Consider the following 24,065-nt stretch of genomic DNA (forward strand, 5'->3'; position numbering starts at 1 on the left):
TACACAGTTCCATCACCAGCAAGAGGGGCGGGAAAATGGATCGCCGCGAGTTTGCCAAGAGCCTGACCGCGCTCGCCTTTGCCGGGCTTGCCGGGTGCACTGCCCGGGGGCTGGGCGCCAGCGTGTCGAGCGCCGATCTGGTGTTGGACCCCGAGGGCGTGATCGACCTGCCGCGGGGCTATGCCTATCGGGTTATCTCGCGCGCGGGCGACGCCATGGACGACGGGCATGTCGTGGGCGACCGTGCCGACGGCATGGGATGCTTCGCGCTCGATCGCCACCGCGTCGCGCTGGTGCGCAACCACGAACTGCAGGTCAAGCACCACGGATCGGGACCATTTGGCGAACGCGCGGTCGCCCTGGCCTACGACCGGACCAACGACGGCCGCGCCCTGCCCGGCGGCACCTCAACGCTGATCTATGATCTGCGCCGCGGACGGGTCGAGGCGCAGTATCAGAGCCTCGCGGGCACGATCCGCAACTGCTCGGGCGGCATCACCCCCTGGGGCAGCTGGCTGACCTGCGAGGAGGATGTCACCCGCGCGGGCAATGGCGTAGCGCGCGATCATGGCTGGGTGTTCGAGGTTCCCGCCGCGCACAAGGGCCTGGTTGAGCCGGTCCCGCTCACCGCCATGGGGCGGTTCAACCACGAGGCCGCCGCGGTCGATCCGGCGACCGGCATCGTCTACCTGACCGAGGACCGCGACGATTCGCTGTTCTATCGCTTCCTCCCAGCCAGGCGCGGCGAGCTTGCCGCTGGCGGCAGGCTGCAGGCGCTGGCCTTTGTCGAACCGGGGCTGGACGACACGCGCAACTGGTCCGAGGTGACTTTGCCGCGCGGCACCGGCAGGCCGGTGCGCTGGGTCGATCTCGACGGCACCCACAGCCCCGATGACGATCTGCGGCTTCGCGGCCATGCTGCAGGCGCTGCGCGGTTTGCGCGCGGCGAGGGCGTGCATTTCGGCAACGGATCGATCTATTTCTGCTGCACCTCGGGCGGCGCGGCCAAGCTCGGCCAGGTGATGCGCTATCGCCCCAGCAGGGCGGAGGGCCAGGCCGGCGAACGCACGTCTCCAGGGACGCTGCAGAATTTCGTGGAATCCAGCGATCCGGCGCTGTTCAACTTCGGCGACAACCTGACCGTCGCGCCGAACGGCCATCTCGTGGTGTGCGAGGACCAGTATTCGCTGATCGTGAACAACCACCTGCGCGGGGTGACCCCGGCGGGCGATCTCTACACGCTGGGTCGCTGCCGCCAGCAGACCGAGCTTGCCGGTGCGTGCTTCTCGCCCGATGGATCGACGCTGTTCGTCAACCTGTACAGTCCCGCGATGACGCTTGCGATCACCGGGCCTTGGGGCTCGGCATGACCGGGCCGGGGCGCAGCAGCACCGTCTTGGCCTCGCCCCCCGCAAAGCGCAGCGTCTGCACGCTCGGGCCACGCCGCACCACGACCTGGTTGACCTGGCGCGGATAGATATCGCGCAGGATGGTCGAACGCACTTCCAGCGCCCTGGGATTGCCGATCACGCTGCCGGTATAGTCCACCCGCACATCGCGCACCCCGATCTCGACCGACCCGACGGTTAGCGCCACCGGCGCGCCATCGGCGGACAGGCTGAAATGCGCGAGCAGATAGGTCTTCAGTTCCTCAATCGCAGCGGGATCATCCAGGCTGGTCTGCGCATCGGGCGCGATCTCGGCCAGCGCCGGTTCCAGATCATGCGCCTCGAACCGGTGCGACACGGTGACCGCGCCATTGTCCGCCAGCGTGACGACGCTCATCGCATCATGCCCGCGATGCGCTCCGGCCTGAGGCGTGAACGTTGCAGCAGCGGCCAGCGCCAGAGCACCGGCGATCAGTCGCAAACCCCTCATTTCGGCGGCACGTCATAGGTGCGCAGCGAATCGGGCAGCACCTTCATGTCCGAATCCTTCATCCGGTTCTTGCCTTCTTCGGGCGTGTCGATCTTCAACGTCCTGGGATCGACCTGGCCTGAATAGATGTTGTTCGAACGATCGGCATCGGCGGTTTCCCACAGCGGATCGACCTCAGCCCGGACCAGGGTCTTTGCCGTCACGAACTGCCAGGTCACGTTCTTCTGGTTATAGCGCCACACTTCGGCGGGGATGCGCGCGGTCTCGCTCGATCCGTCGGCAAAATCCATCTTGAGGATCACCGGCATTACCAGCCCGCCGCGGTTGGCGAAGCTGAAGCGGTAGAAATTGTCGGTCACCTGCCGCGCGGCCTTTTCCTCTGCAGTCAGGTCGGCATAGGCCTCCGCAGCCTTGCGCTTGTCGGCAGCGGTGGCGTCGAGCGGATCGACCGCGTCATAGAAGTCGCGCGTAGCCGGGTCGCGTTCGACCACGGTCTGCTGCCCGGCGTTGCGCTGGGCGGTGAGCGACTTCGGCTCGGTATCGCGCTCCCTCTTGCGCGCGGCGGCAGCGGCGGTCGCATCCGCAGGCTCCAGCGTGGCGCGCACCACCTTGTCGAGCGCAATGTCGACATGGTCGGTCGAATAGAACCAACCGCGCCAGAACCAGTCGAGATCGACGCCCGAGCTTTCCTCCATCGTGCGGAAGAAGTCATAGGGCGTGGGGTGCTTGAACCGCCAGCGTTCCGCATATTCGCGGAACGCGCGGTCGAACAGTTCGCGGCCCAGCACCGTCTCGCGCAGGATGGTCAGCGCAGTGGCAGGCTTGCCATAGCCGTTGGCCCCGAACTGCAGTACCGAATCCGATTGTGTCATCAGCGGCATCTGGTTGGTCGAGAGCATGTATTCGGCGATGTCCTTGGGCTCGCCGCGGCGCGCTGGATAATCCTTGTCCCACAATTTTTCCGCCTGGAACTGCAGGAAGGTGTTGAGCCCCTCGTCCATCCAGGTCCACTGCCGCTCGTCCGAGTTGACGATCATCGGGAACCAGTTGTGGCCGATCTCGTGGATCACCACGCCGATCAGCCCGTATTTGGCGCGGTCGGTGTAAGTGAGGTTGCCGGTCTTCTTGTCCTTCACCGGGCGCGGGCCGTTGAAGGTGATCATCGGATACTCCATGCCGCCCACCGGACCGTTGACCGACTGCGCGACAGGATAGGGATAGGGGAAGGCAAACTTCCCGTAGACATCGATGGTGTGGGCGATCGACTTGGTCGAATACGCATCCCACAAAGGCCGGGCTTCCTTGGGGAAAAAGCTCATCGCCATCACCAGGGGCTGTTCGGCAAAATCCTGTTTCACGCCCAGCGCATCCCAGGCGAACTTGCGCGACGAGGCCCAGCCGAAATCGCGCACGTTTTCCGCCGCGAACACCCAGGTCTTCTCGCCCGAGGCCTTGCTGCGCTCTGCGGCCACGGCTTCTTCGGGCGTCACGACATAGACCGGGCTGGTTGCGGTCTTGGCCTGTTCGAGCCGCTGGCGCTGCGCCGCGCTGAGCACCGCATCGGGGTTCTGCAGCACGCCGGTGGCCGAGACGACATGATCGGCAGGCACGGTCAGCGCGACGCGATAATCGCCGAACTCCAGCGTGAACTCGCCCGAGCCGATGAACGCCTTGTTGTGCCAGCCTTCATAGTCCGAATAGACCGCGAGCCGCGGGAACCATTGCGCGCCCTCGAAGATGCAGTTGCCGTCCTCGCCGGGCTGGGTGAAGCATTCGTAACCCGAGCGGCCGCCGACGACCTTGTTTTCGACCATTGGGAACGACCAGTCGATGAAGAAGCTGGTTTCGCCGCCATTGGGCGCGACCGCCTGCCCCAGATCGATGCGCAGCAGGCTGTCGACCACGGTGAACGGCAGAGCCTTGCCCGAGGCGTCGCGCACCGCAGATATGGTGAAGCCGCCCTCCCATTCCTGCATGCGCTTGACGCGGCGCACTTCGGCAAGGCTGATCTTGTCGCCCGATACGGTCTCGGTCATCGCCGCGATCGAATCGCGCTTGTAATCGTTCTGATCGAGCAGCAGCCAAAGATAGGGCAGCGCGTCGGGCGAATTGTTCTGGTAGCGCACCGTCTGGGTGCCGCTGACCGTGCGCTTGGCCTCGTCGAGCCGCGCCTGGACGTCGTAATCGACCTTCTGCTGCCAGTAGCGGTAGCCGGGCGCGCCGGAGGCGTTGCGGTAATCGGTCGGGGTCGGCCAGTCTTCGCCCTCGAGCTGGCGGAACTTGTCCTCGTAATTGCCCTTGGTCTGCTCGACCGGGCTGGCGAGCGCTGGCGTTACAAGGATGGAAACGGCGCATGCGAGCGCAGACGCGGATGCGGTAAAGTGACGATGCAAGACGACCCCCTCTATCGGGGCTTGATGCCCCGGTCTGGTTATGGCGAACAGGAATGTTACACTATAGCATGCAGGTCAATGCCGAACGCAGCGTCGATGGCTCGGCCCGTCGCAGCTAACTCAGCGCCAGCACGCTGGTCATGATCACCCGCACCAGCTCGGCATGGCCGCGCGCGCCGGTCTTGGCGTAGATCTTCTTGGAATAATTGCGCGCGGTCTCCACCGTGATCCCCAGGGTTTCCGCCGCTTCGGCTATGCTCGTCGCCTGCGCCAGCAGCCAGGCCAATCGCGCCTCGCTGGGCAGCAGCCCGAACAGATCGACCAGCTGCTCGCAACGATCCGCCTGCGACCGCCGGTCGCCGCTAACATAGACGATGACTGCTGCGGACCGATGTCCCGAAAGGGTATCGCCCTGCAACGGCGCCACCAGCATGTCGAGCCACGGATCCTGGCTGAGCCGGATCGCCAGAGGACGCATCGTCCGGCCCGATGCCACCTGCTTGAGATAGGCGGCGAGCTGGCGATCGACGGATGGCGATGCAGGCACAAGGCGGTCGTATCGGCCGCGCCGCAGCAGTGTGCCCCACTGGAACATCTGCTCCATGTTCTGCGTCGATTCGACGATCCGTCCCTGCGTGTCCAGCGTGAGCCAGGCGATCTTGAGCCTGTTGAAGGCCTCTCCGGTGACGGCCGAGCGAAAGCGTTCACGCTCGAGCGCGGCAAAACTGCGCAAGGCGATCCGCAGATGCGGTGCCAGCCCCAGCAGCAACGCGCCGGAGGCAGAGCCGAGCGCACGGCCGCCGGCAGAGGCGAGCCAGCCATCCACGCCGCTGGGCTCGGTGATCCGCACTGCGCGCACGGCCGTGATCCGCGCAGCCTGCATGGCCTGGCGCACCTGATCGCGATCATGCCGGTTGGCCGCCTCCAGCAGGTCATCGAGCGCATACCCCCGGCCCTCGCGCATCTGAGCCGCCAGCATGAGGCCCTTCAGCGCGGCGGTCGGACCTTCGCCTGCCAGCAGCTCAGCCACGTCGGACTGACCCTCTGGACGGATCACAAGCATGGTGCAGGTCGCACCCGCCGCCACGCGCAAGCGTTTCAGGAATCCGTCCCACAGGGGGGTTTCGAACATCCCCTCATGCAGCGATTCCAGCAGGCCATCGTCAAAACGCATGGCATTGCTTCTACCCTCCCATCTGGGAGGTTCAAGCCCCTACACACTATGCCATTGCGATGATCACGAAACACGGAGCCAACCACGCGATGACCCGCACCCTGACCCATCTCGAACGACTCGAGGCCGAAGCGATCCACATCATGCGCGAAGTGGTGGCTCAGGCGGAAAAGCCGGTGATGCTGTATTCGGTGGGCAAGGACAGCGCGGTGATGCTGCATCTGGCGCGCAAGGCATTCTATCCCTCGCCGCCGCCCTTCCCGCTGCTGCACGTCGATACCACCTGGAAGTTCAAGGACATGTACGCGCTGCGCGACCGGATGGCTCGCGAGAGCGGGATGGAGCTGCTGGTCTACCAGAACCCCGAAGCCGCTGAGCGCGGGATCAACCCTTTCGACCATGGCCCGCTGCACACCGACATGTGGAAGACAGAAGGCCTCAAACAGGCGCTCGACCTGCACGGGTTCGACGCGGCCTTTGGTGGTGCGCGGCGCGACGAGGAAAAGAGCCGCGCCAAGGAGCGCATCTTCTCGTTCCGCACCGCAAGCCATGGCTGGGACCCCAAGAACCAGCGTCCCGAACTGTGGAACCTCTACAACGCCCGCAAGAACAAGGGCGAGAGCATCCGCGTCTTCCCGATCAGCAACTGGACCGAACTCGACATCTGGCAGTACATCCAGCTCAACGATGTGCCGATCGTGCCGCTCTATTTTGCCGCCGTCCGCCCGACCTTTGAATGGGAGGGGCAGCTGTTCATGGCCGATGATGTCGAGCGGCTGACTCGGGTGCTGGGCCGCACGCCAGAGATCACCGATCGGTCGATCCGCTTCCGCACCTTGGGCTGCTTCCCGCTCACCGGCGCGGTCGAGAGCACCGCGAGCACGCTGCCCGAGGTCATCCAGGAAACGCTGCTCACCACCACCTCGGAACGTCAGGGCCGGGTGATCGACAAGGATGCCGGCGGCGCGGGCATGGAAAAGAAGAAGCAGGAGGGCTATTTCTGATGGACAACGCTTATCAGACCGAGGCTCTCATCGCCGAGGACATCCACGCCTATCTCGACGTCCACCAGCACAAGACGATGCTGCGCTTCATCACCTGCGGATCGGTGGACGATGGCAAGTCGACGCTGATCGGACGGCTGCTGTACGACAGCAAGATGATCTTCGAGGACCAGCTCGCCGCGCTCGAGGCGGACAGCAAGCGCGTCGGCACCCAGGGGCAGGAGATCGACTTTGCGCTGCTGGTCGATGGCCTCGCAGCCGAGCGCGAGCAGGGCATCACCATCGATGTCGCCTATCGCTTCTTCAACACCGAAAAGCGCAAGTTCATCGTCGCGGACACCCCGGGGCATGAACAGTACACCCGCAACATGGTCACCGGCGCCTCGACCGCGGACCTTGCCGTGATTCTGATCGATGCGCGCAAGGGCGTGCTCACCCAGACGCGGCGGCACAGCTATCTCGCGCACCTCATCGGCATCCGCAACATCGTGCTGGCGGTCAACAAGATGGATCTGGTGGACTACAGCCAGACCCGCTTCGACGAGATCGTTGCCGAATATCGCGAATTTGCCACCAGCATCGGCATCACCGATTTCACCGCGATGCCGATCAGCGGCTTCAAGGGCGACAACATCACCGCCCCCTCGGCCAACACGCCCTGGTACTCTGGCCCCAGCCTGATCGCGCATCTCGAAGAGGTCGAAGTGAACAGCGCGCAGGAACAGACGCGCCCGTTCCGCATGCCAGTCCAGTGGGTCAACCGCCCCAATCTCGATTTCCGGGGCTTTTCCGGGCTGATCGCTGGTGGATCAGTGAGGCCAGGCGATGCCGTGCGCGTGCTGCCCTCGGGCAAGACCAGCAACATCAGCCGCATCGTCACGCTTGAGGGCGATCTCGACGAGGCGGTTGCGGGCCAGTCGGTCACATTGTGCCTCGCCGACGAGATCGACTGTTCGCGCGGCGATGTCATCGCCACCGCGGACAACCCGCCCCAGGTAGCCGATCAGTTCGAGGCGACCATCGTGTGGATGGACGACGAGGCGATGCTGGTGGGCCGGTCCTATTGGCTCAAGCTCGGCACCCAGACCGTGTCGGTCACTGTGCAGCAGCCCAAATACACCGTCAACGTCAACACGCTTGAGCATCTTGCGTGCAAGACGCTCGAGCTCAACGCGATCGGTGTCGCCGAGATCGCCACCGACAAGCCTATCGTGTTCGAAGCCTATGCTGACAGCCAGACGCTGGGCGGGTTCGTGCTTGTCGACAAGCTCACCAACCGCACCGTGGCAGCGGGCATGCTCCACTTCTCGCTGCGCCGCGCGCAGAACGTCCACTGGCAGGCAACCGACATCACCCGCGAGGTCCATGCCGGCCTCAAGAACCAGAAGCCCAAGGTGCTGTGGTTCACCGGGCTTTCCGGTTCGGGCAAGTCCACCATCGCCAACGAGGTCGAAAAGTCACTCAACCTGATGAACCGGCACACCTTCCTGCTTGATGGTGACAATGTCCGGCACGGTCTCAACCGCGACCTTGGCTTTACCGAAGCCGACCGGATCGAGAACATCCGCCGGGTCGGAGAAGTCGCCAAGCTGATGGCCGATGCCGGTCTGATCGTGCTCACCGCATTCATCAGCCCGTTCCGCGCCGAACGCGAAATGGTACGCAAGATGCTGCCCGAGGGCGAGTTCATCGAGATCTTCGTCGATACCCCGCTCGAGGTCGCCGAGGCGCGCGACGTCAAGGGCCTCTACAAAAAGGCCCGTGCGGGCGCGCTCAAGAACTTCACCGGGATCGACAGCCCGTATGAGCCGCCCGAAGCCCCTGACATCCGCGTCAATACGGTCGCAATGACGCCTGGGGAAGCCGCCGAGCATATCATTCGCCAGCTGATGCCGCTGAAATGAGTATGACCGATGGCGACCTTGCCGCGCACCTGGCGCACACCGCAGGCCGCATCCTGCTCGACGTCAGGCAATCGGGGCTGGTGTCAGGCGCATCGCTGGGCAAGGCCGGCGACCAGACCGCGAACCAGCTGCTGGTCCATGCCCTGCGCCAGCAGCGGCCCGATGACGGCCTGTTGTCCGAAGAGGAAAAGGACAATCTGGAGCGGCTCGCGCACCGCCGCGTGTGGATCATCGATCCGGTCGATGGCACCCGCGAATATGGCGAGGAGCGCGCCGACTGGGCGGTGCATATCGGGCTATCTATCGATGGGGTCGCCAGTATCGGTGCGGTTGCGTTGCCCGCGCTTGATGTCGTGTTGCGCAGCGACCGGCCCCAGCCGCTGCCGCCGGGCGCGCCCATTCCGCGCATGGTTGTCAGCCGAACCCGCCCCGCGAAAGAGGCGCTCGCGGTAGCCGAGACGCTGGCGGCCGAACTTCTGCCGATGGGCAGCGCGGGCGCCAAGGCGATGGCGATCGTGCGCGGCGAGGCGGAAATCTATCTGCACACCGGCGGCCAGTTCGAATGGGACAGCTGCGCCCCGGTCGCGGTCGCCGCAGCGCATGGGCTCCACGTCAGCCGCGCCGACGGAACGCCCCTCGTCTACAACCAGGCCGACACCTACATGCCCGACCTGCTGATCTGCCGCCCGGAATGGACCGAGCGGGTGCTCATGGCGATGCGCGCGCTCACCGACTGATAGTGGGCGCGCGAAGACAGCCTCAGACTGCCTGAGCGACGCTCAGGCAGTCCGGGCCTTGCCGAGCAGGTCATAAGGATCGATGCCGCGCGCACGCAGCCGGTCGTGCGCCATCCCGTAAAACGCCGCCGGGGTGATGTTCAGCCGCTTGCGGGCCTGGGCCAGCGGCTCGGCGAGCAGCGACGCGATCGACTGCTCGGAAATGCGCGGGCACGCCTTGCCCAGCCGCTTCGCCTCGCCGATCGCCTTGAACACCGGCGCATCGCTGCGCACCGTCCGGGTCATGTTGAGTGCGCCCATATAGGCGATGAAGATGTTGCCGGGCGCGGGGTTCTGGCCATAGGTGAACGCCAGCACACACTGCTCGCCCAGCGCATCGCGGCCATAGCCGGTGAGCACATGCAGCAGGTCGTGCGTGTCGCGCAGCCGGTTGATGTACCATTCGATCAGGTCGCCATAGCGACGGCCCCGCTGGAACCGGTCGTATTCCTCGACCAGCCCGGCAGCGCTCAGCCCCTCGCGCTCCATGAAATCGACATAGGCATGCGCGACGCTCCCCTTGGGCATGGCGCGCAGCCTTGCATGATCGTCGAGCAGATCGGGGAGATAGGGTTCGCTCTCGCGCAGCGCCTTGCCGAAATCGCTGTAGACGAAGGCCTTCGCCTCATCGACAAGGCCCATCCGCGGGAGGCACTGGAAGATGTGGAACACCTGCTCGGTGTCTTCCTTGTCCGCCACCAGCTTGCGGAAATGGTGCATCGCCTTGAAGGGCCGAAACTTCGGCACGGGGCGGTCGGGATGGCGAAACACGGCGTCTGTCATCATGGCACCTGATCGGCGAGTGGAGTCTGGACTTACACCTGTGTCAATATCATGCCCGCAGCGGTTTGGAAATGCCCCGCCTGCGCAGGGCCAGAGTGATCAGCGAGTGACGACATCGCGCTTCATCGGGGCAAGCTTTGCCAGGAAGCGGTTCTGCGCGGCAAAGCCGACCCGTTCATCCGCCATCGCCGCCTGCAGGTTCTCGACCAGAACATTGAGATCATCGATCTGCAACCCGAGGTCGCGGTGCGATGTCGCCATGTCACGCCCGGTATAGTCGCATCCGGCATTGAGGATGTGGCAAAACTGCTCGAACAGCGTGCGGCGCAGCCGGACCAGATCATGCGAGACGAAGACCTCCGAAATCCTCGGATCGACGATGGCGCGGTCGACCATGCCGTTGACGACACGGTGTATGCCTTCCTGCCCGTGAAAGGCATCGCGCATGCCGGTGCCTGCAAACGGCGCAGCGCCCGCGTGCGCATTGGACGGCTGATAGGGATCGACCGGAAGCTCCCCGGTCACCGGATCACGCTGAGGCTCGGGCTTGCCTGCGGCTTCGGCTTCGGCTTCTGCTTCGGTTTGGCTCTCGCTGGCGATGTCGGGCACGGCATCCACCGGCATTTCCTGGATGCTGGCCAGTGTGAGGGCAAAGATGAGGCTGATCATGTCCGTGGTCCTGTCCGGAATTTCAAAAGGCGGCCTGGAGCGAAAGAAACGCGCCGCGCTGCTTTTCGGCGGTCGCGACACTGCCAAGGTCGACATAGGCGGCGGTAACCGTGACGTTGCGGGTCAGGGCATAGGCGGCAAACAGGTCCACCCAGTCATCCTCGCGCGCGATGGCCAGGTTGTCGGGCTTGGTGCGATATTCGCCCCCGACCACGAACCGACGCGAGAACTGATAGGCGATCGAGCCTTCGAATTGCGGCTTGTGATTGTTCTGCGTCGCGCTGCCGAAGCCGAGCAGCCCGGCCTGGTTGGCCTTGGTGAACCGCACTGTCGCGTTGGCGAGCAGGCTGTGCGACAGGAATAGCTTGGTCGCGCTGATATAGAAATCGGTGCCATGCGGCGATGCGGCCCCGACCGCGGCGACGACCGCATCGTCGCTCGATCGTTTGTGCTGCACCCCGATGGCGATCTGCGGCATCAGCGGATCGCCATAGACGACATCGCCCGCCAGCTTCAGCTTGGCGCCGAAAACATCCTGGTTAAGCGTATATCCCCGCCCCAGGCCCAGCGCTGTTCCGATGTCGATGGTGTCGAGGTTCTGACGCGCATAGCTCAGTTCCAGCCGATCGAAAAAGCCCAGAGAGACGCCGTAGCTGGTCCAGTTGTAATCGGGCAGTTCGATGATCGTGCCGTGCGCCGACCCGCCGATGCCCTCCTGCGTCGCATTGCCCGCGATCGTGCTCCAGGTGGCCAGCCCGCCACCACCTGAACCCTCGATGGTGCTCACGCCGTTGGTCAGCAGCAGTTTGCCGCCGTTGCGCAGGTCCTGTGCATGCGCCGGAAGATTGGAAAGGGCGGCAAGGCCGATCAGGCACGCAAGGGTGCGCAGAGCAGGATGAACGTTCATGACCGGCGGGTAATTCAGAACTGCCTAACCAAGAGTTAAGCATGATGCCCCCAAATTGCCGCCAAATGTAAAATATGCAGAATCACGGTTTTTGACGGCTTAAACCGTTGAGTTTCCTAACGGAAGCAGCAACTTTTTAACTCTTGCGGGCTAGCTCCGAGAGGATGACTACCCCCCGCGCCCCCTTCGTTGCCGCCCTCAGTGCCGCCGTTCTCGCCTGCCTTGCCGTGCCATCATCCCAGGCCGCAGGGCCCGCCACGCTGGCGCTCACCGTCCGGCAGGCCAGCGGTCTTCCCGTCCGCGATGCGGTGGTGATGGTGTACCCCAAGGCCGGCGCCTCCAGCGGGCCGATCCGCTTCGGTTGGAAATATGACATGGCGCAAGCGAACATCGCCTTCACCCCCGGAACGCTGATCGTCCCGGCGGGCGCCACGGTGCGCTTCCCCAACCAGGACAAGGTACGTCACAGCATCTACAGCTTCTCCAAATCGGCCAAGATCGACATCCAGCTTTATGGTCGCGACGAGACCCGCAGCCACAGCTTCGCGGTGGCCGGCAGCGTCGCGCTGGGCTGCAAGATCCACGACCAGATGCGTGGCTATGTCAAGGTGGTCGACACCCCCTATGCCGCCAAGACCGATCACAACGGCCAGGTCCGCCTCGCCCAGCTTCCCGGTGGCGCGGCCGTCGTCAAGGTCTGGCATCCCGCGCTGCGCAGCCGCACCGGCGAGCACGAGGAAGCCGTGATGCTTGCTGCAGGCCAGCCGACCACGCGCGCGATCTCGGTCGATCTGCGTACCCAGAAGTAACGCGCGATGGACTCCTCCACCCTGCCGCTCCGCGGACGCTTCCGGTCGCTCGCCACCCGCATCACGGTCTGGTATGGCGTGGTGATCGCGCTCACCTTCGGCGCCTTCATCATCGTCGCGACCGATGGGGTCGAGCGTTACGCCGAGAGCGTGGCCACCAAGGAAATGGCGACCAACGCCGCAACCTTCGACAAGATCCTGGAGCTCCAGGCCAGGCAGATGCGGACATCCGCGGACGTGCTGGCGGCAGATTTCGGGTTCCGCGAAGCTTTCGCACTCGACGACCAGCCGACCATCACCAGCGCGCTCGAAAGCCTGAGGGTCAGGGCGGGCGCGCCGCTGGCGATCATGATCCCGCTGCAGGGCGACTTCATCAGCACCGGCGCCCCGATGAACGCGACCGAACAGGACGCATTATGGGAGGCGGTCGATTCAGGGATCGATCGCGGCGTGTTCCAGGTGGGCGGTCGCTATCACAATGCGGTCGCCGCACCGATCCTCATCCCCGATCTGGCGGGCTGGCTGGTGCTGGCGAGGCCGCTCGATGCTGCCGCAATGCGCGAACTGGCGCGGCTCGCGCCTGCGGGCATGTCAGCGCGGATCCGCGCGACCGGCCCGCTGCCGGGCGGGATCGACCTGTCGCAGGCCAGCGGCAGGGCCCCGGTCGAAACGCGGCTCGATGGCGAACGCATTCTGTACTGGTCGAAGCCCCTTCCCGCGCTCGACACCAGCCTCAAGCCCCGGGTGGTGCTGCGCTATGAGCTGAGCAGCGCGCTGGCCGAATACAACCCGATCAAATATCTGCTGCTGGCACTGAGCGCGGTGGGCCTGACCCTCTCGGTGCTGATCGGCGCATTCGTTTCGCGCGGGATCACCCGCCCGATCGCCACGCTGGAAAACGCCGCGCGCGAGATCAGTCGCGGGTCGCGCGAGACGGTGTCGATCACCACCGATGACGAGGTCGGACGGCTTGCGGACAGCTTCAACTCGATGGTCGAATCGATCAAGGAGCGCGAGGAGCGGATCACCCATATCGCGCTGCACGACGAGCTGACCGGGCTGCCCAACCGCAAGCTGTTCGCCGAGCAGCTGGAGTTCGCGCTTGGCAGGCGCGCCACCACCCACCGTATCGCGATCATGTATTTCGATCTCGACAACTTCAAGGCGGTCAACGACACGCTGGGCCATCCCGTGGGTGACGAGCTGCTGCGCGCGGTTGCCGAACGGCTTCGTACCAGCATGCCCGGCGCGCTGATCAGCCGCCAGGGCGGCGACGAATTTGCCATCCTGATCGACCAGATCGAACCCCATGCCAAGATCGCGCTGCTCGCGGACCGGGTCAGCGCGGTGTTCCACTCCGCCTTCCAGCTCTCCGACCACCGGCTCGAGACCAGCTCCAGCATCGGGATCGCTGTGGCGCCGACGGATGGCGATTGCCCCGACGAGCTGATCAAGAATGCCGATCTCGCGCTCTATCGCGCAAAGAAGGAGGGCCGCAATTGCTCGTGCTTCTTCGAGCAAGCGATGGATCTCGAGGCCCGCAAGCGCCATCAGATGGAAATCGACATGCGCGAGGCGGTGCGCGAGGGGCAGTTCCTGCTGAATTACCAGCCGTTGTTCAGCCTCGAGAAAAACCGCGTCATGGGCTTTGAGGCGCTGGTCCGCTGGCAGCACCCTTTGCGTGGGCTGGTGTCACCCGCCGAGTTCATTCCGTTGGCCGAAGACACCGGCATGATCGTGCCGATCAGCGAATGGGTGCTCAACGAGGCCTGCCAGCGCGCGGGCCAATGGCCCGATGACATCCGCATCGCGGTGAACCTCTCGCCGGTGCTGTTCAAGAATGCCGGATTGCCCCTGCTGGTGATGCAGGCGCTCGACAAGGCCGGGCTCAAGCCCAACAGGCTCGAGCTCGAGGTGACCGAATCGCTGTTCATCGACAACATCGAGCGCACCACCGCGATGCTCAATGCGCTGCGCGACTGCGGGGTCCGGATCGCGCTCGACGATTTCGGCACGGGATACAGCTCACTCAATTACCTGCGCTCTTTCCCGTTCGACAAGATCAAGATCGACAAGAGCTTCGTCGACGATCTGGCGACCGACATCAGCTCGCAGGCGATCATCGGCGCTATTACCGCGCTCGCCTCGGCGCTGGGGATGGAAACGATTGCCGAGGGCGTCGAAGACAAGGACCAGCTCGAGGCACTGCGCGCGCAGGGATGCTCGAACATCCAGGGCTATCTGTTCAGCCGTCCGGTCGGGATCGAGCTGGTCGATGCGATGATCGCCAACATGCGCTACACTCAGGCCGAGCCCAACGATGCCGCAGAGCCCGCCCGGGCCCGCCGCGTCGCCTGACCGGACTGGCCATTCCAGCCAAACCCATCAGACAGCTTTGACACGCATAATTGTCTGAGTTATTCCCAAGTGCCTCGAACGTCCGCACTCTGAGCGAGCGGGCGCAGCATGGAGGATGAAGATGGCATCGCGGACAGAGCTGGGACTGATAGCGGCAGCGGCCGGGCTCGCAGCGACGATGTCGCCGCTCGCGCTCGCCTCGCCCGCGCGGTTCGAGGAGTTTCGCTATGAGGGCCGCTCGCAGGAGCAGGTGACGGTAGGGCCGGGCCAATATCGCAACCCAGTGCTCTCGGGCTATTATCCCGATCCCTCGATCACCCGGGTGGGCGAGGATTACTATCTCGTCACCTCGACCTTCACTCATTTTCCCGGCCTGCCGATCTTCCATTCGCGCGATCTGGTCACCTGGAAGCAGATCGGCAACGCCATCGACCGGCCCGGCCAGCTCGACTTCACCGGGCTTCAGGTGTCAAAGGGCGTGTTTGCTCCCGACATCTCCTGGCACGATGGCACCTTCTACATCGTCGGGACCTGTGTGGGGTGCCGGGACAATTTCTTCATCACCGCCAAGAACCCCGCCGGCCCCTGGTCCGACCCGACATGGCTTCCGTTCGAAGGCATCGACCCGTCGATCCACTGGGACGGCGACAGGGCATACATCGTCAACAACCGCGCACCCGACGAGCCGCCGCGCTATGATGGCCACCGCGCGATCTGGATCCAGGAGTTCGACTGGCGGGCGGGCACCATGGTCGGCGAGAGCACGCAGCTGGTCAATGGCGGCATCGACCTGCGTACCAACCCGATCTGGATCGAGGGACCGCACATCATCCGCAAGGCCGGCTTCTACTATCTGATCGCGGCAGAAGGCGGCACCGGCGACAAGCACAGCGAAGTGGTGCTGCGATCCTCCCAGCTGCGCGGGCCTTACACGCCCTATGCCGGCAACCCCATTCTCAGCCAGCGCACGCTCGATCCCAGGCGGCCCAACCCGGTCACCTCGGCAGGGCACGCCAAGTTCGTCCAGACACCCGATGGCGAATGGTGGGCGACTTTCCTCGCCACCCGGCCCTATGACGACGACACCTACAATATCGGCCGCGAGACATTCCTGCTGCCGGTGACGTGGCGCGCTGGCTGGCCACTCATTCTGCCCGATGGCGAACGCATCCCCTTTGTCGCGAAGCGCCCTGCGCTTGCCGCCGACACCCCTGCCTCGCCGCCTCTGTCGGGCGACTTCGGCTATATCGACAGCTTCGATGGCCCTGCCCTCGCGCCGCAATGGCTGACGGTGCGGACGCCCAAGGCGCCTCTCCATCGGCTCGACCGCGGTGCGCTCGTGATCGAGGGCGCAGCGGCCATGGGCGACCAGGGCGGAGTGCCTGGCTTTATCGGCAGACGCCAGCAGCACCACATCGCCACCATGTCGACGGTGCTGGAATATGCCCCGGACAAGGATGGCGCCCGGGCCGGGCTGGCGGCGATGCAGTCCGATCAGTCCTTCCTCTTCTTCGGCATCACCCGCATAGAGGGCAAGCCGATGGTTGCGCTGTTCGTCCGCGACCGGGCCGACGTCGATACGCTGGTGGCCGCGCATCCCCTGGAATCGCAGGGCCCGGTCACGCTTACCATCCGCGCCGACGGCGGCAATATGGCCTTCGACTATGCGGCAGGCGGCCGGTCGCGCACGCTCAAGGCCGGTCTGGATGCCCGGTTCCTCAGCACCCGGCGGGCGCGCGGCTTCACCGGAACGCTGGTCGGCCCCTATGTCCACACCCCCTGACCCGCGCCATCTTTGTGCGATCTGATGCTACGCGCTTGACAAGCCCGCCAAAAGTATGATGGTAGCGCTATCACAAGAACAGCAAGGTGTTTTACATGGAGGGGGATCCCCAAGCTAATCGGTCGGCGATGCCCGACGACTGGATGACGGGCGTGTTCGCCGGGCGCAGGTTGACCGAGGCCGGCCCCAGCCCCTTTCTGGTCGTAGGCGGCGAGCTGTACGACATGGCGCAGGTCGCCCCCACCACGACAGCCTTGATCGAGCGTGGCGATTTTACCGGCAATGGCGGCGAGCATCTCGGCCGCTTTGCATTTGCAGACGAACATCTGCTCAGCCCGGTCGATCTGCAGTGCATCAAGGCGTGCGGCGTCACCTTTGCGGTCTCGGCGATCGAACGAGTGATCGAGGAGCGCGCGCGCGGCGACTGGAACGCGGCGTCGGCGATCCGCGAGCGGCTCGAAACCCGCGTCGGCGGATCGATCCGCTCGGTCGTTCCGGGCTCTGCCGAAGCCGCCGCGCTCAAGACCGCCCTGATCGAAGACGGGCTTTGGTCGCAATATCTGGAAGTTGCGATCGGCCCCGATGCCGAGGTGTTCACCAAGGCGCCCGTGCTTGCCTCGGTCGGCGCCGATGCGGCGATCGGCATCCGCTCCGATTCCCACTGGAACAATCCCGAGCCGGAGATTGCCCTGCTGGTGAGCAGCGCCGGCAGTCCGGTCGGCGCAATGCTGGGCAATGATGTCAACCTGCGCGATTTCGAGGGCCGGTCAGCGCTGCTACTGGGCAAGGCCAAGGACAACAATGCATCGTGCGCACTCGGCCCGCTGGTGCGCCTGTTCGACACCAGCTTCACGCTCGACGACGTCCGCCAGGCCGATGTGCGCCTGACCATCACCGGCGAGGACGGCTTCGTCCTCAACGGCGAAAGCAACATGCGCGAGATCAGCCGCGACCCGCTCGATCTGGTGCGCCAGACGCTGAGCGAGCACCAGTATCCCGATGGCTTCGTGCTGTTCATGGGCACGTTGTTCGCCCCGGTCGAGGACCGCGACGAGCCCGGGCGGGGATTCACCCACAAGGTGGGCGACATCGTCGCTATCGAGAACCGCAAGCTGGGTCGGCTGGTCAACACTGTGGTGACCTCTCGCGATGCGCCGCCCTGGCAGATGGGCATCGGCGCGCTGATGGCCAATCTGGCAGGCCGTGGCCTGCTGCGGGGTGCGGCATGACCAGCGCGACGATATTGCAGGCAGACCAGGTGCAGTCGGGGTTCAACTCCGCCATCTATCCCAGCCTTTCGGGCAAGCGGGTACTCGTTACCGGAGGCGCCACCGGAATCGGCGCTGCGCTGGTGGAACGGTTTGTCCAGCAGGACGCGCATGTCGCTTTCGTCGACGTCAACCATGCAGCGGGCCATGCGCTTGCCGACCGGCTGGCGGGGACGCATTTCGTCCATTGCGACCTGCGCGATATCGATGCGCTCAAGGCCTGTCTTGACGGTGTGAGGGCCGAACTGGGCGGGATCGACATCCTGCTCAACAACGCCGCCAATGACGATCGCCACACGGTGATGGAGGTGACGCCCGATTATTGGGATGACCGCATGGCCACCAATCTGCGCCACCTGTTCTTCGCCGCGCAGGCGGTGGTGCCGGCAATGCAGGCCGCAGGCGGCGGCGTGATCATCAACTTCGGATCGATCAGCTGGCATCTGGGGCTGGCCGATCTGGTGCTGTACCAGACCGCCAAGGCGGCTATCGAGGGAATGACCCGGGGGCTGGCGCGCGATCTGGGGCGCGACAACATCCGCGTCACCACCATCGTGCCCGGCAATGTCCAGACCCCGCGACAGGAACAATGGTACACCCCCGAGGGCGAGGCCGAGATCGTCGCCGCGCAGTGCCTGAGCGAGCGGATCCAGCCCGACGATGTCGCAGCGCTGGCGCTGTTCCTCGCATCGGACGATGCGCGGATGTGCACCGGTCACGAATATTTCGTCGATGCAGGCTGGCGCTGACATGACCGTCCGCTCGGTCCTGCCCGTCGGCGCGATGCTGGGTGAAGGGCCGGTCTGGACCGGCAACGCGCTGTGGTTTGTCGACATCAAGGGACGGACCGTCCATCGCTTCGACCCTAAAGATGGCTCCAGCCGGACATGGTCCGCACCCGACCAGGTCGGTTGGGTGTTGCCCGCCGAGGCCGGCGACATGATCGCCGGGGTCAAGACCGGCTTGCACCGCTTCGATCCTGTCACCGGCAGCTTCGCGCTGCTGCACGATCCCGAGCCGGATCATCCGGGCAACCGGTTGAACGATGCCGCCACAGACCGCACCGGGCGGCTTTGGTTCGGCAGCATGGACGATGGCGAGGCTGCAATGACCGGGCGGCTGTATCGCTGCGATGGCGGCGCGTGCCGCGACACCCGCCTGCCCCCGGTGGCGATCACCAACGGCCCTGCGATCAGCGCCGATGGCCGCACGCTGTATCACACCGACACGCTGGGCAAGACCATCTGGCGCGTCGCAATTGCGGACGATGGCGCGCTGGGCGCGCCCGAGCGCCATATCGTGATCGGCAAAGATGAGGGCTATCCCGATGGATCGGTGATCGATGCCGAGGGCTGTCTGTGGGTGGCGTTCTACGGCGGATGGGGCGTGAGGCGATACGATCCGTCAGGCCGGATGATACGCTTTGTCCGCTTTCCGGTGGCCAATGTCACCAAGATCGCGTTTGGCGGAGCGGAGCTCACAACGGCTTATGCAACGACCGCGCGCAAGGGGCTGGATATTGCCGCGCTCGCAGCGCAGCCGCTGGCGGGTCATCTGGTTACGTTCGATCCCGGCGTTGCCGGGCTGCCGGTCACCCCGGCCAAGATATAATGAGACAATAAAAGGAGCAGGAGAGATGGCGACGGTGGCAGGGACGGCCGAAGAGCGCGTCAACATGGGGTTTATCGTCGCGATCGTTGCGGTGGCGACGATCGGCGGGTTCATGTTCGGCTATGATTCGGGGGTGATCAACGGCACCCAGAAGGGGCTGGAGAGCGCGTTCGATCTGGGCAAATTGGGCATCGGCGTCAACGTCGGCGCGATCCTGGTCGGCTCTGCCATCGGCGCCTTTGGTGCGGGGCGCATGGCCGACAGCATCGGCAGGCGCGGGGTCATGCTGCTCTCGGCCGCGCTGTTCCTGGCAAGCGCGCTAATGGCGGGCGCAGCCTCGTCCTCGGTCGTCTTCATCATCGCGCGCATCATCGGCGGGCTGGGCGTGGGCGCGGCCAGCGTGATCTCTCCTGTCTATATCTCCGAAGTCACCCCCGCCAATATTCGCGGGCGGCTCTCGAGCATCCAGCAGGTGATGATCATCACCGGGCTGACCGGCGCGTTCGTGGCCAACTTCGCGCTGGCACGGCTGGCGGGAGGATCGACCGCCGAATTCTGGATGGGCTACCCCGCCTGGCGCTGGATGTTCTGGCTGCAGGCCATCCCCGCCGCAATCTATGGCCTGGCGCTTCTCGCGATTCCCGAAAGCCCGCGCTATCTGGTCGCGCGCGGACGCGAGGCCGATGCGCACAAGGTGCTCACCCGGCTGTTCGGACCGGCGGAGGCGGACCGCAAGGTGGTGGAAATCCGCAACAGTCTGGCCACCGACCAGCACCGCGCGCGCCTGTCCGATCTGATCGACAAGGCATCGGGCAAGATCCGCCCGATCGTGTGGACCGGCATCGGGCTTGCGGTGTTCCAGCAGGCCGTGGGAATCAACGTTGTGTTCTATTATGGCGCAGCCTTGTGGGAGGCGGTCGGCTTCTCGGAGGATTATGCGCTGCAGACCAACATCCTGTCGGGCGTGCTCTCGATCGGGGCGTGCCTGGCCACGATGCTGCTGGTCGACCGGATCGGGCGCAAGCCGCTGCTGCTGTTCGGCTCGGCGGGCATGGCGGTCACGCTCGCCATCGTCGCTTATGCCTTCTCGACCGCGGTCACGGCTGCCGATGGTGCAGTCTCGCTGCCCGGCAACAACGGCCTGATCGCGCTGATCGCCGCCAACCTTTATGTCATCTTCTTCAACCTCAGCTGGGGCCCGGTGATGTGGGTGATGCTGGGCGAGATGTTTCCCAACCAGATCCGCGGATCGGGCCTTGCAGTGGCGGGCTTTGCGCAGTGGATGGCCAATGCCGCGATATCGGTGAGCTTCCCCGCGCTCGCCGCATCGCCGGGGCTGGCGGTCACCTATCTGGGCTATGCCTTGTTTGCGGCGATATCCTATCTGTTCGTCCACAAGATGGTGGTCGAGACCCGCGGGCGCGAATTGGAAGACATGGAGGGCTGATGGCCGCTCAGCCGGGCTTGCGCGCCGCCGGGCGGCGGCGCGGAGCCGCATCGGATTGCCTGCGGATGAGCTCGTAGTCGGCCAGGACATGCGCCGGCTGGTCCGCAGCAGCCGCCTTGCCGTTGCGGATGGTGCGCACCAGCAGCTCGACCGCGCGGCGCGACATCTCGATCACCGGCTGGCGGATCGTGGTCAGCTCGGGCCAGATGGTGGTGGCAAGCGCGGTGTCGTCGAACCCGCACACGGTCAGGTCGCCCGGAACGTCGAGCCCCTTGCGGTGCGCGATCGCGACCGTCGCCGCCGCCATGTCGTCGTTCGCGGCGAAGATCGCGGTGGGTGGATCGGCGCTGTCGAGAAGCAGATCGGCAGCATCCAGCCCCGAGCGGTAGGTGAACATCCCCTCGGCCACCAATTCCGACCCCGTGGTCAGCCCTGCATCGTTGAGCGCGGCACGATAACCGTCCAGACGCTCTGCGCTGGCGGTCTGGTTGGGGTTTCCGGTGATGAAGCCGATGCGCACATGGCCCAGCTGGATCAGATGCCGGGTCATGTCATACGCGGCCTGGCGGTCGTCGATGCTCACCGACAGCGCCCAGTCGGGCGCGCGGCCCGTGGCAACCGCGACCACCGGAATCCCGCGCGCTTCCAGCGCCGACAGGATGGGCAGCGAGTCGCTGAGCGGCGGCGGCAACACGACGCCATCGATGCGGCCGCGCAGCAGATGATCGACCGCAGCCGCCTCGCCGCCATCGTCGTCGCACTTCTCGACCACCAGATGCACGTTGCTGCGGCTGGCCTGATCGAGGCTGCCCACCAGAAACTCGCTCAGATAGGCAAAGGACGGGTTGGAATGCAGCAGACCGATGCGGATGTCGTCGCCCCCGGCCAGCGTGCGTGCGGCGGCATTGGGCGCATAATTCAGCGCGGCGATCGCCTCTTCCACCCGGCGGCGGGTGTCATCGCGGACATTGCTTTCGCCATTGATCACGCGGCTCACCGTCATCGGGGAAACCCCCGCCTGGGCCGCCACGTCGCTGATCGTGGGGACGTTGCGCTGACGCCTTGGGCCTCGGGGTTCCTTCATGCACGGTCTTTCAGGCGAATATCCATACCCGCCCTTTAGCCGCGCTGCCGCGGAAAGGCGAGATGGCACGAATGCCGGCCAACCCCGGTTCTGGCGCTATTTGGGATTGCCCGGCGCGAACGGAAAGCTCTGCTTCCTGTACCAGTCAAGATCGTGCTGCGGGGCGGCCGATCCCTTGGGCAGCGGCAGGCCGTTGATCGACATCCAGTACGCCAGGCTCGCATCGCGCCACCACCGGGCCTCGCGCTGCTGCACGCCCAGAAACGCATCGGTCTTGGTCCAGCGCTCGGCATCGATCCGTGGCCTGAGCGTCGCCCATTGGCTGCGCATCGTGTCCACTTCTGCCACGCCCCGGTCATAGCGGCGAACCAGCTCATCCCACAGCGTGCTACCGCCTGGCATGCGGAAATTCCAGGGCAGATGGTGGAACCACAAGAGCTCCTCGACTGGCGTGGTCTTGGGGTCGGCATAGCGTTTGGCGAGCATTGGTGCATATTGCGCGACCGCGTTGCTGCCGGTGCGGGTGCGATCGAAGCCGATGCCCTGCCTGTCCGCGCGGTGATAATAGACCGGGTTCCATTCGGGTCGCGCCAGATCGGATACCCACGGCCCGGGCCCGTAATGGTGACCCGTGGCGAACAGATGCGCGAGCCCCAGCGGCCCGGTATAATCGACCACCGCTTCGCGCGAGCGCATCATCATCGCAACGACGGTATCGATGACGACCGGATCGTTGCCGAAGGTCTGCGCCGCCCATTCGCGGGCGATGGCCTCTGACGAGAGCGCGGGGTCCCAGGCCATTCGCCCGAAGACATACCAGTTGGCCTGATTGAACGTGCCCCCGGACCAGTCGCGGTCGCGCCCGATATTCGCGACCCCCGCCATCCCGCTGAGCGTATGGCCGTCGGCCTTGCCGGTAACTACCGAGGCCACGGTTTCTCCGCGCCGCACGCCGGTCGGCGCATCGAGCACCTCCTCGAACAGCGGGCCGAGATAGGCAAGATGCGTCGCGAAGCCGAGATACTCCTTGGTGATCTGGAACTCTGCGATCAGCGGCGTCCTGGGCATCGCGCCGAACAGCGGGTGGAACGGCTCGCGCGGCTGGAAATCGATCGCGCCGTTCTTGACCTGGACCAGCACATTGTCGGCGAAGCTGCCATCGAGCGGCTTGAACTCGGTATAGGCCTGTTTGGCGCGATCCTCGGGATCGGTATCGGCATAGACGAACGCGCGCCACATCACGATGCCGTTATGCGGCTTGACCGCCGCGGCCAGCATGTTGGCGCCATCGGCATGGCTGGCACCATAATCGCGCGGGCCGGGCTGACCCTCGCTGTTGGCCTTGACCAGAAAGCCGCCGAAATCCGGGATCGCACGGTAGATTTCGTCGGCCTTGGCCTTCCACCACGCCGCCACCGCCGGATCGCGCGGATCGGCCGTCTTGAGCCCGCCGATCTCGATCGGTGCGGAAAAGCGCGCCGACAGATAGACCCGGATGCCATAGGGGCGGAAGACATCGGCCAAAGCTGCAGACTTGGCGATATAGGGTGCGGTCAGGCTGTCCGCCTTGGCGTTGACGTTGTTGAGCACCGTGCCGTTGATTCCGATCGAGGCATTGGCGCGAGCGTAATCGGCATAGCGCGGGTCCTTGAAGTCGGGCAGCACCCACCAGTCCCAAAGCGACTGGCCGGAATAACCGCGCTCGACCACGCCATCGAGATTGTCCCAATGGTTGAGGATGCGCAGCTTCGTCTGCGGCGAAGAGACAAGATCGATGTTCGCAATATCGCCGCCGCTGTTGATATGCCGCAGCAGCGCAAAGGCACCGTAGAGCACTCCGACATCGCCGGAACCGGTGACCAGCAACACCTCGCGACCCGCGACCTGCGCCCGCCGCACGGCGTAGCCTTCGGGACCGAGATCGCGCGCGTCGAGCCGCAGACCGGCAAGCACGGGGTCGTCGGCCTTCGCGACCACGACCGGAACCGACAGCGCCGGCAGATTGCGGCGAAGCTCTTCAGCAGCCAGCCGCAGCGTCTCCGATTGGCCCCTTGCTTCGACCCCTGCGCGCGGCTGGGTCGTCGCCCCCTCGCCAAGCCACAAATGGTATCCGTCATTGGCAAGGGCAGGACTGGCCAGCGCCAGCATGGCGCAGGCCCAGAGCGGGTTCTGCAGGGTGAACAGTTTCATCGATCCTCTCCCGTGACGCCGTGCATC

At 65.1% G+C, this 24,065-nt stretch carries 19 protein-coding genes; 11 read left to right on the top strand and 8 right to left on the bottom strand.

Annotation, left to right across the window (positions count from 1 at the left end; translation table 11 throughout):
• The first annotated feature begins 35 nt into the window (after positions 1–35).
• Entirely contained in the window at positions 36–1,370 is a 1,335-nt protein-coding gene (locus tag BSY18_RS07505) for an alkaline phosphatase PhoX (RefSeq protein WP_069050174.1), read from the top strand.
• Here the strand turns inward: BSY18_RS07505 and BSY18_RS07510 are convergent.
• The 3 genes from BSY18_RS07510 to BSY18_RS07520 form a co-directional block, all read right to left on the bottom strand.
• Positions 1,345–1,878: a DUF6702 family protein gene (locus BSY18_RS07510; RefSeq protein WP_216094720.1), complete on the bottom strand. Its 534-nt coding sequence runs from the start codon at positions 1,876–1,878 to the stop codon at positions 1,345–1,347. The two genes, BSY18_RS07505 and BSY18_RS07510, sit on opposite strands and share 26 nt — an antisense overlap.
• Entirely contained in the window at positions 1,875–4,271 is a 2,397-nt protein-coding gene (locus tag BSY18_RS07515) for a M1 family metallopeptidase (RefSeq protein WP_069050175.1), read from the bottom strand. The genes BSY18_RS07510 and BSY18_RS07515 overlap by 4 nt, the downstream gene beginning before the upstream one ends.
• A 115-nt stretch (positions 4,272–4,386) precedes the next feature.
• Positions 4,387–5,445 carry a helix-turn-helix transcriptional regulator gene (locus BSY18_RS07520; RefSeq protein ID WP_069050176.1) on the bottom strand — a complete coding sequence of 353 codons (1,059 nt, stop codon included), beginning with the start codon at positions 5,443–5,445 and terminating at the stop codon, positions 4,387–4,389.
• An 89-nt stretch (positions 5,446–5,534) separates the two neighbouring features.
• On the opposite strand from BSY18_RS07520, the gene cysD reads away from it, so the two are divergent.
• Genes cysD through BSY18_RS07535 form a run of 3 tightly spaced genes read left to right on the top strand, consistent with a single transcriptional unit; the run spans position 5,535 to position 9,090 of the window.
• Positions 5,535–6,449 (top strand): sulfate adenylyltransferase subunit CysD, encoded by a 915-nt coding sequence (gene cysD, locus BSY18_RS07525; protein ID WP_054136413.1) that lies wholly within the window; start codon positions 5,535–5,537, stop codon positions 6,447–6,449.
• Positions 6,449–8,353, top strand: a complete 1,905-nt coding sequence (gene cysN / locus BSY18_RS07530) for a sulfate adenylyltransferase subunit CysN (RefSeq protein WP_069050177.1) — start codon at positions 6,449–6,451, stop codon at positions 8,351–8,353. The genes cysD and cysN overlap by 1 nt, the downstream gene beginning before the upstream one ends.
• A complete protein-coding gene (locus tag BSY18_RS07535) occupies positions 8,350–9,090 on the top strand; it encodes a 3'(2'),5'-bisphosphate nucleotidase CysQ (protein WP_069050178.1) in 741 nt (246 codons plus the stop codon). Before cysN ends, BSY18_RS07535 begins: the two co-directional genes overlap by 4 nt.
• A 42-nt stretch (positions 9,091–9,132) precedes the next feature.
• On the opposite strand, the gene BSY18_RS07540 is transcribed toward BSY18_RS07535, so the two are convergent.
• The 3 genes from BSY18_RS07540 to BSY18_RS07550 form a co-directional block, all read right to left on the bottom strand.
• Complete coding sequence (locus BSY18_RS07540) at positions 9,133–9,915, bottom strand: Coq4 family protein (RefSeq protein WP_117352968.1); 783 nt, start codon at positions 9,913–9,915, stop codon at positions 9,133–9,135.
• Positions 9,916–10,011: 96 nt separating this feature from the next.
• On the bottom strand, positions 10,012–10,581 hold the full coding sequence (locus BSY18_RS07545; protein WP_150126234.1) for a group I truncated hemoglobin: 570 nt from the start codon (positions 10,579–10,581) through the stop codon (positions 10,012–10,014).
• Positions 10,582–10,603: 22 nt separating this feature from the next.
• Entirely contained in the window at positions 10,604–11,488 is an 885-nt protein-coding gene (locus BSY18_RS07550) for a DUF3034 family protein (protein WP_069050179.1), read from the bottom strand.
• 164 nt (positions 11,489–11,652) lie between these two features.
• Between BSY18_RS07550 and BSY18_RS07555 the strand changes: the two genes are divergently transcribed.
• The 7 genes from BSY18_RS07555 (at position 11,653) to BSY18_RS07585 (ending at position 20,764) form a co-directional block, all read left to right on the top strand.
• Positions 11,653–12,297 carry a cupredoxin domain-containing protein gene (locus tag BSY18_RS07555; protein WP_069050180.1) on the top strand — a complete coding sequence of 215 codons (645 nt, stop codon included), beginning with the start codon at positions 11,653–11,655 and terminating at the stop codon, positions 12,295–12,297.
• Between the two features lie 6 nt (positions 12,298–12,303).
• Positions 12,304–14,655 (top strand): putative bifunctional diguanylate cyclase/phosphodiesterase, encoded by a 2,352-nt coding sequence (locus tag BSY18_RS07560; RefSeq protein ID WP_069050181.1) that lies wholly within the window; start codon positions 12,304–12,306, stop codon positions 14,653–14,655.
• 115 nt (positions 14,656–14,770) lie between these two features.
• Positions 14,771–16,438, top strand: a complete 1,668-nt coding sequence (locus BSY18_RS07565) for a glycoside hydrolase family 43 protein (RefSeq protein WP_069050182.1) — start codon at positions 14,771–14,773, stop codon at positions 16,436–16,438.
• A 95-nt stretch (positions 16,439–16,533) separates the two neighbouring features.
• The gene (locus tag BSY18_RS07570) at positions 16,534–17,667 is read left to right on the top strand and encodes a fumarylacetoacetate hydrolase family protein (protein ID WP_069050183.1); all 1,134 of its coding nucleotides are present in this window, start codon (positions 16,534–16,536) and stop codon (positions 17,665–17,667) included.
• Positions 17,664–18,455 (top strand): SDR family NAD(P)-dependent oxidoreductase, encoded by a 792-nt coding sequence (locus tag BSY18_RS07575; protein WP_069050184.1) that lies wholly within the window; start codon positions 17,664–17,666, stop codon positions 18,453–18,455. The genes BSY18_RS07570 and BSY18_RS07575 overlap by 4 nt, the downstream gene beginning before the upstream one ends.
• Position 18,456: 1 nt before the next feature.
• The gene (locus BSY18_RS07580) at positions 18,457–19,317 is read left to right on the top strand and encodes an SMP-30/gluconolactonase/LRE family protein (protein WP_236823475.1); all 861 of its coding nucleotides are present in this window, start codon (positions 18,457–18,459) and stop codon (positions 19,315–19,317) included.
• Between the two features lie 25 nt (positions 19,318–19,342).
• A complete protein-coding gene (locus BSY18_RS07585; protein ID WP_083231361.1) occupies positions 19,343–20,764 on the top strand; it encodes a sugar porter family MFS transporter in 1,422 nt (473 codons plus the stop codon).
• Positions 20,765–20,771: 7 nt separating this feature from the next.
• On the opposite strand, the gene BSY18_RS07590 is transcribed toward BSY18_RS07585, so the two are convergent.
• Both BSY18_RS07590 and BSY18_RS07595 read right to left on the bottom strand, forming a co-directional pair.
• Positions 20,772–21,848: a LacI family DNA-binding transcriptional regulator gene (locus tag BSY18_RS07590; protein ID WP_069050186.1), complete on the bottom strand. Its 1,077-nt coding sequence runs from the start codon at positions 21,846–21,848 to the stop codon at positions 20,772–20,774.
• Positions 21,849–21,944: 96 nt separating this feature from the next.
• Entirely contained in the window at positions 21,945–24,038 is a 2,094-nt protein-coding gene (locus tag BSY18_RS07595) for an alpha-glucuronidase family glycosyl hydrolase (RefSeq protein ID WP_069050187.1), read from the bottom strand.
• Positions 24,039–24,065 lie beyond the last annotated feature (27 nt).

The sequence above is a fragment of the Blastomonas sp. RAC04 genome (genome assembly GCF_001713435.1).
Lineage (GTDB): Bacteria > Pseudomonadota > Alphaproteobacteria > Sphingomonadales > Sphingomonadaceae > Blastomonas > Blastomonas fulva.

What these genes read in the sequence shown, in the direction of transcription:
- BSY18_RS07505 (WP_069050174.1), top strand. Translation starts at nt 36, where the DNA reads ATGGATCGCCGCGAGTTTGCCAAGAGCCTGACCGCGCTCGCCTTTGCC.
- BSY18_RS07510 (WP_216094720.1), bottom strand. Translation starts at nt 1,878, where the DNA reads ATGAGGGGTTTGCGACTGATCGCCGGTGCTCTGGCGCTGGCCGCTGCT.
- BSY18_RS07520 (WP_069050176.1), bottom strand. Translation starts at nt 5,445, where the DNA reads ATGCGTTTTGACGATGGCCTGCTGGAATCGCTGCATGAGGGGATGTTC.
- cysD (WP_054136413.1), top strand. Translation starts at nt 5,535, where the DNA reads ATGACCCGCACCCTGACCCATCTCGAACGACTCGAGGCCGAAGCGATC.
- cysN (WP_069050177.1), top strand. Translation starts at nt 6,449, where the DNA reads ATGGACAACGCTTATCAGACCGAGGCTCTCATCGCCGAGGACATCCAC.
- BSY18_RS07535 (WP_069050178.1), top strand. Translation starts at nt 8,350, where the DNA reads ATGAGTATGACCGATGGCGACCTTGCCGCGCACCTGGCGCACACCGCA.
- BSY18_RS07540 (WP_117352968.1), bottom strand. Translation starts at nt 9,915, where the DNA reads ATGATGACAGACGCCGTGTTTCGCCATCCCGACCGCCCCGTGCCGAAG.
- BSY18_RS07545 (WP_150126234.1), bottom strand. Translation starts at nt 10,581, where the DNA reads ATGATCAGCCTCATCTTTGCCCTCACACTGGCCAGCATCCAGGAAATG.
- BSY18_RS07550 (WP_069050179.1), bottom strand. Translation starts at nt 11,488, where the DNA reads ATGAACGTTCATCCTGCTCTGCGCACCCTTGCGTGCCTGATCGGCCTT.
- BSY18_RS07555 (WP_069050180.1), top strand. Translation starts at nt 11,653, where the DNA reads ATGACTACCCCCCGCGCCCCCTTCGTTGCCGCCCTCAGTGCCGCCGTT.
- BSY18_RS07560 (WP_069050181.1), top strand. Translation starts at nt 12,304, where the DNA reads ATGGACTCCTCCACCCTGCCGCTCCGCGGACGCTTCCGGTCGCTCGCC.
- BSY18_RS07565 (WP_069050182.1), top strand. Translation starts at nt 14,771, where the DNA reads ATGAAGATGGCATCGCGGACAGAGCTGGGACTGATAGCGGCAGCGGCC.
- BSY18_RS07570 (WP_069050183.1), top strand. Translation starts at nt 16,534, where the DNA reads ATGGAGGGGGATCCCCAAGCTAATCGGTCGGCGATGCCCGACGACTGG.
- BSY18_RS07575 (WP_069050184.1), top strand. Translation starts at nt 17,664, where the DNA reads ATGACCAGCGCGACGATATTGCAGGCAGACCAGGTGCAGTCGGGGTTC.
- BSY18_RS07580 (WP_236823475.1), top strand. Translation starts at nt 18,457, where the DNA reads ATGACCGTCCGCTCGGTCCTGCCCGTCGGCGCGATGCTGGGTGAAGGG.
- BSY18_RS07585 (WP_083231361.1), top strand. Translation starts at nt 19,343, where the DNA reads ATGGCGACGGTGGCAGGGACGGCCGAAGAGCGCGTCAACATGGGGTTT.
- BSY18_RS07590 (WP_069050186.1), bottom strand. Translation starts at nt 21,848, where the DNA reads ATGAAGGAACCCCGAGGCCCAAGGCGTCAGCGCAACGTCCCCACGATC.
- BSY18_RS07595 (WP_069050187.1), bottom strand. Translation starts at nt 24,038, where the DNA reads ATGAAACTGTTCACCCTGCAGAACCCGCTCTGGGCCTGCGCCATGCTG.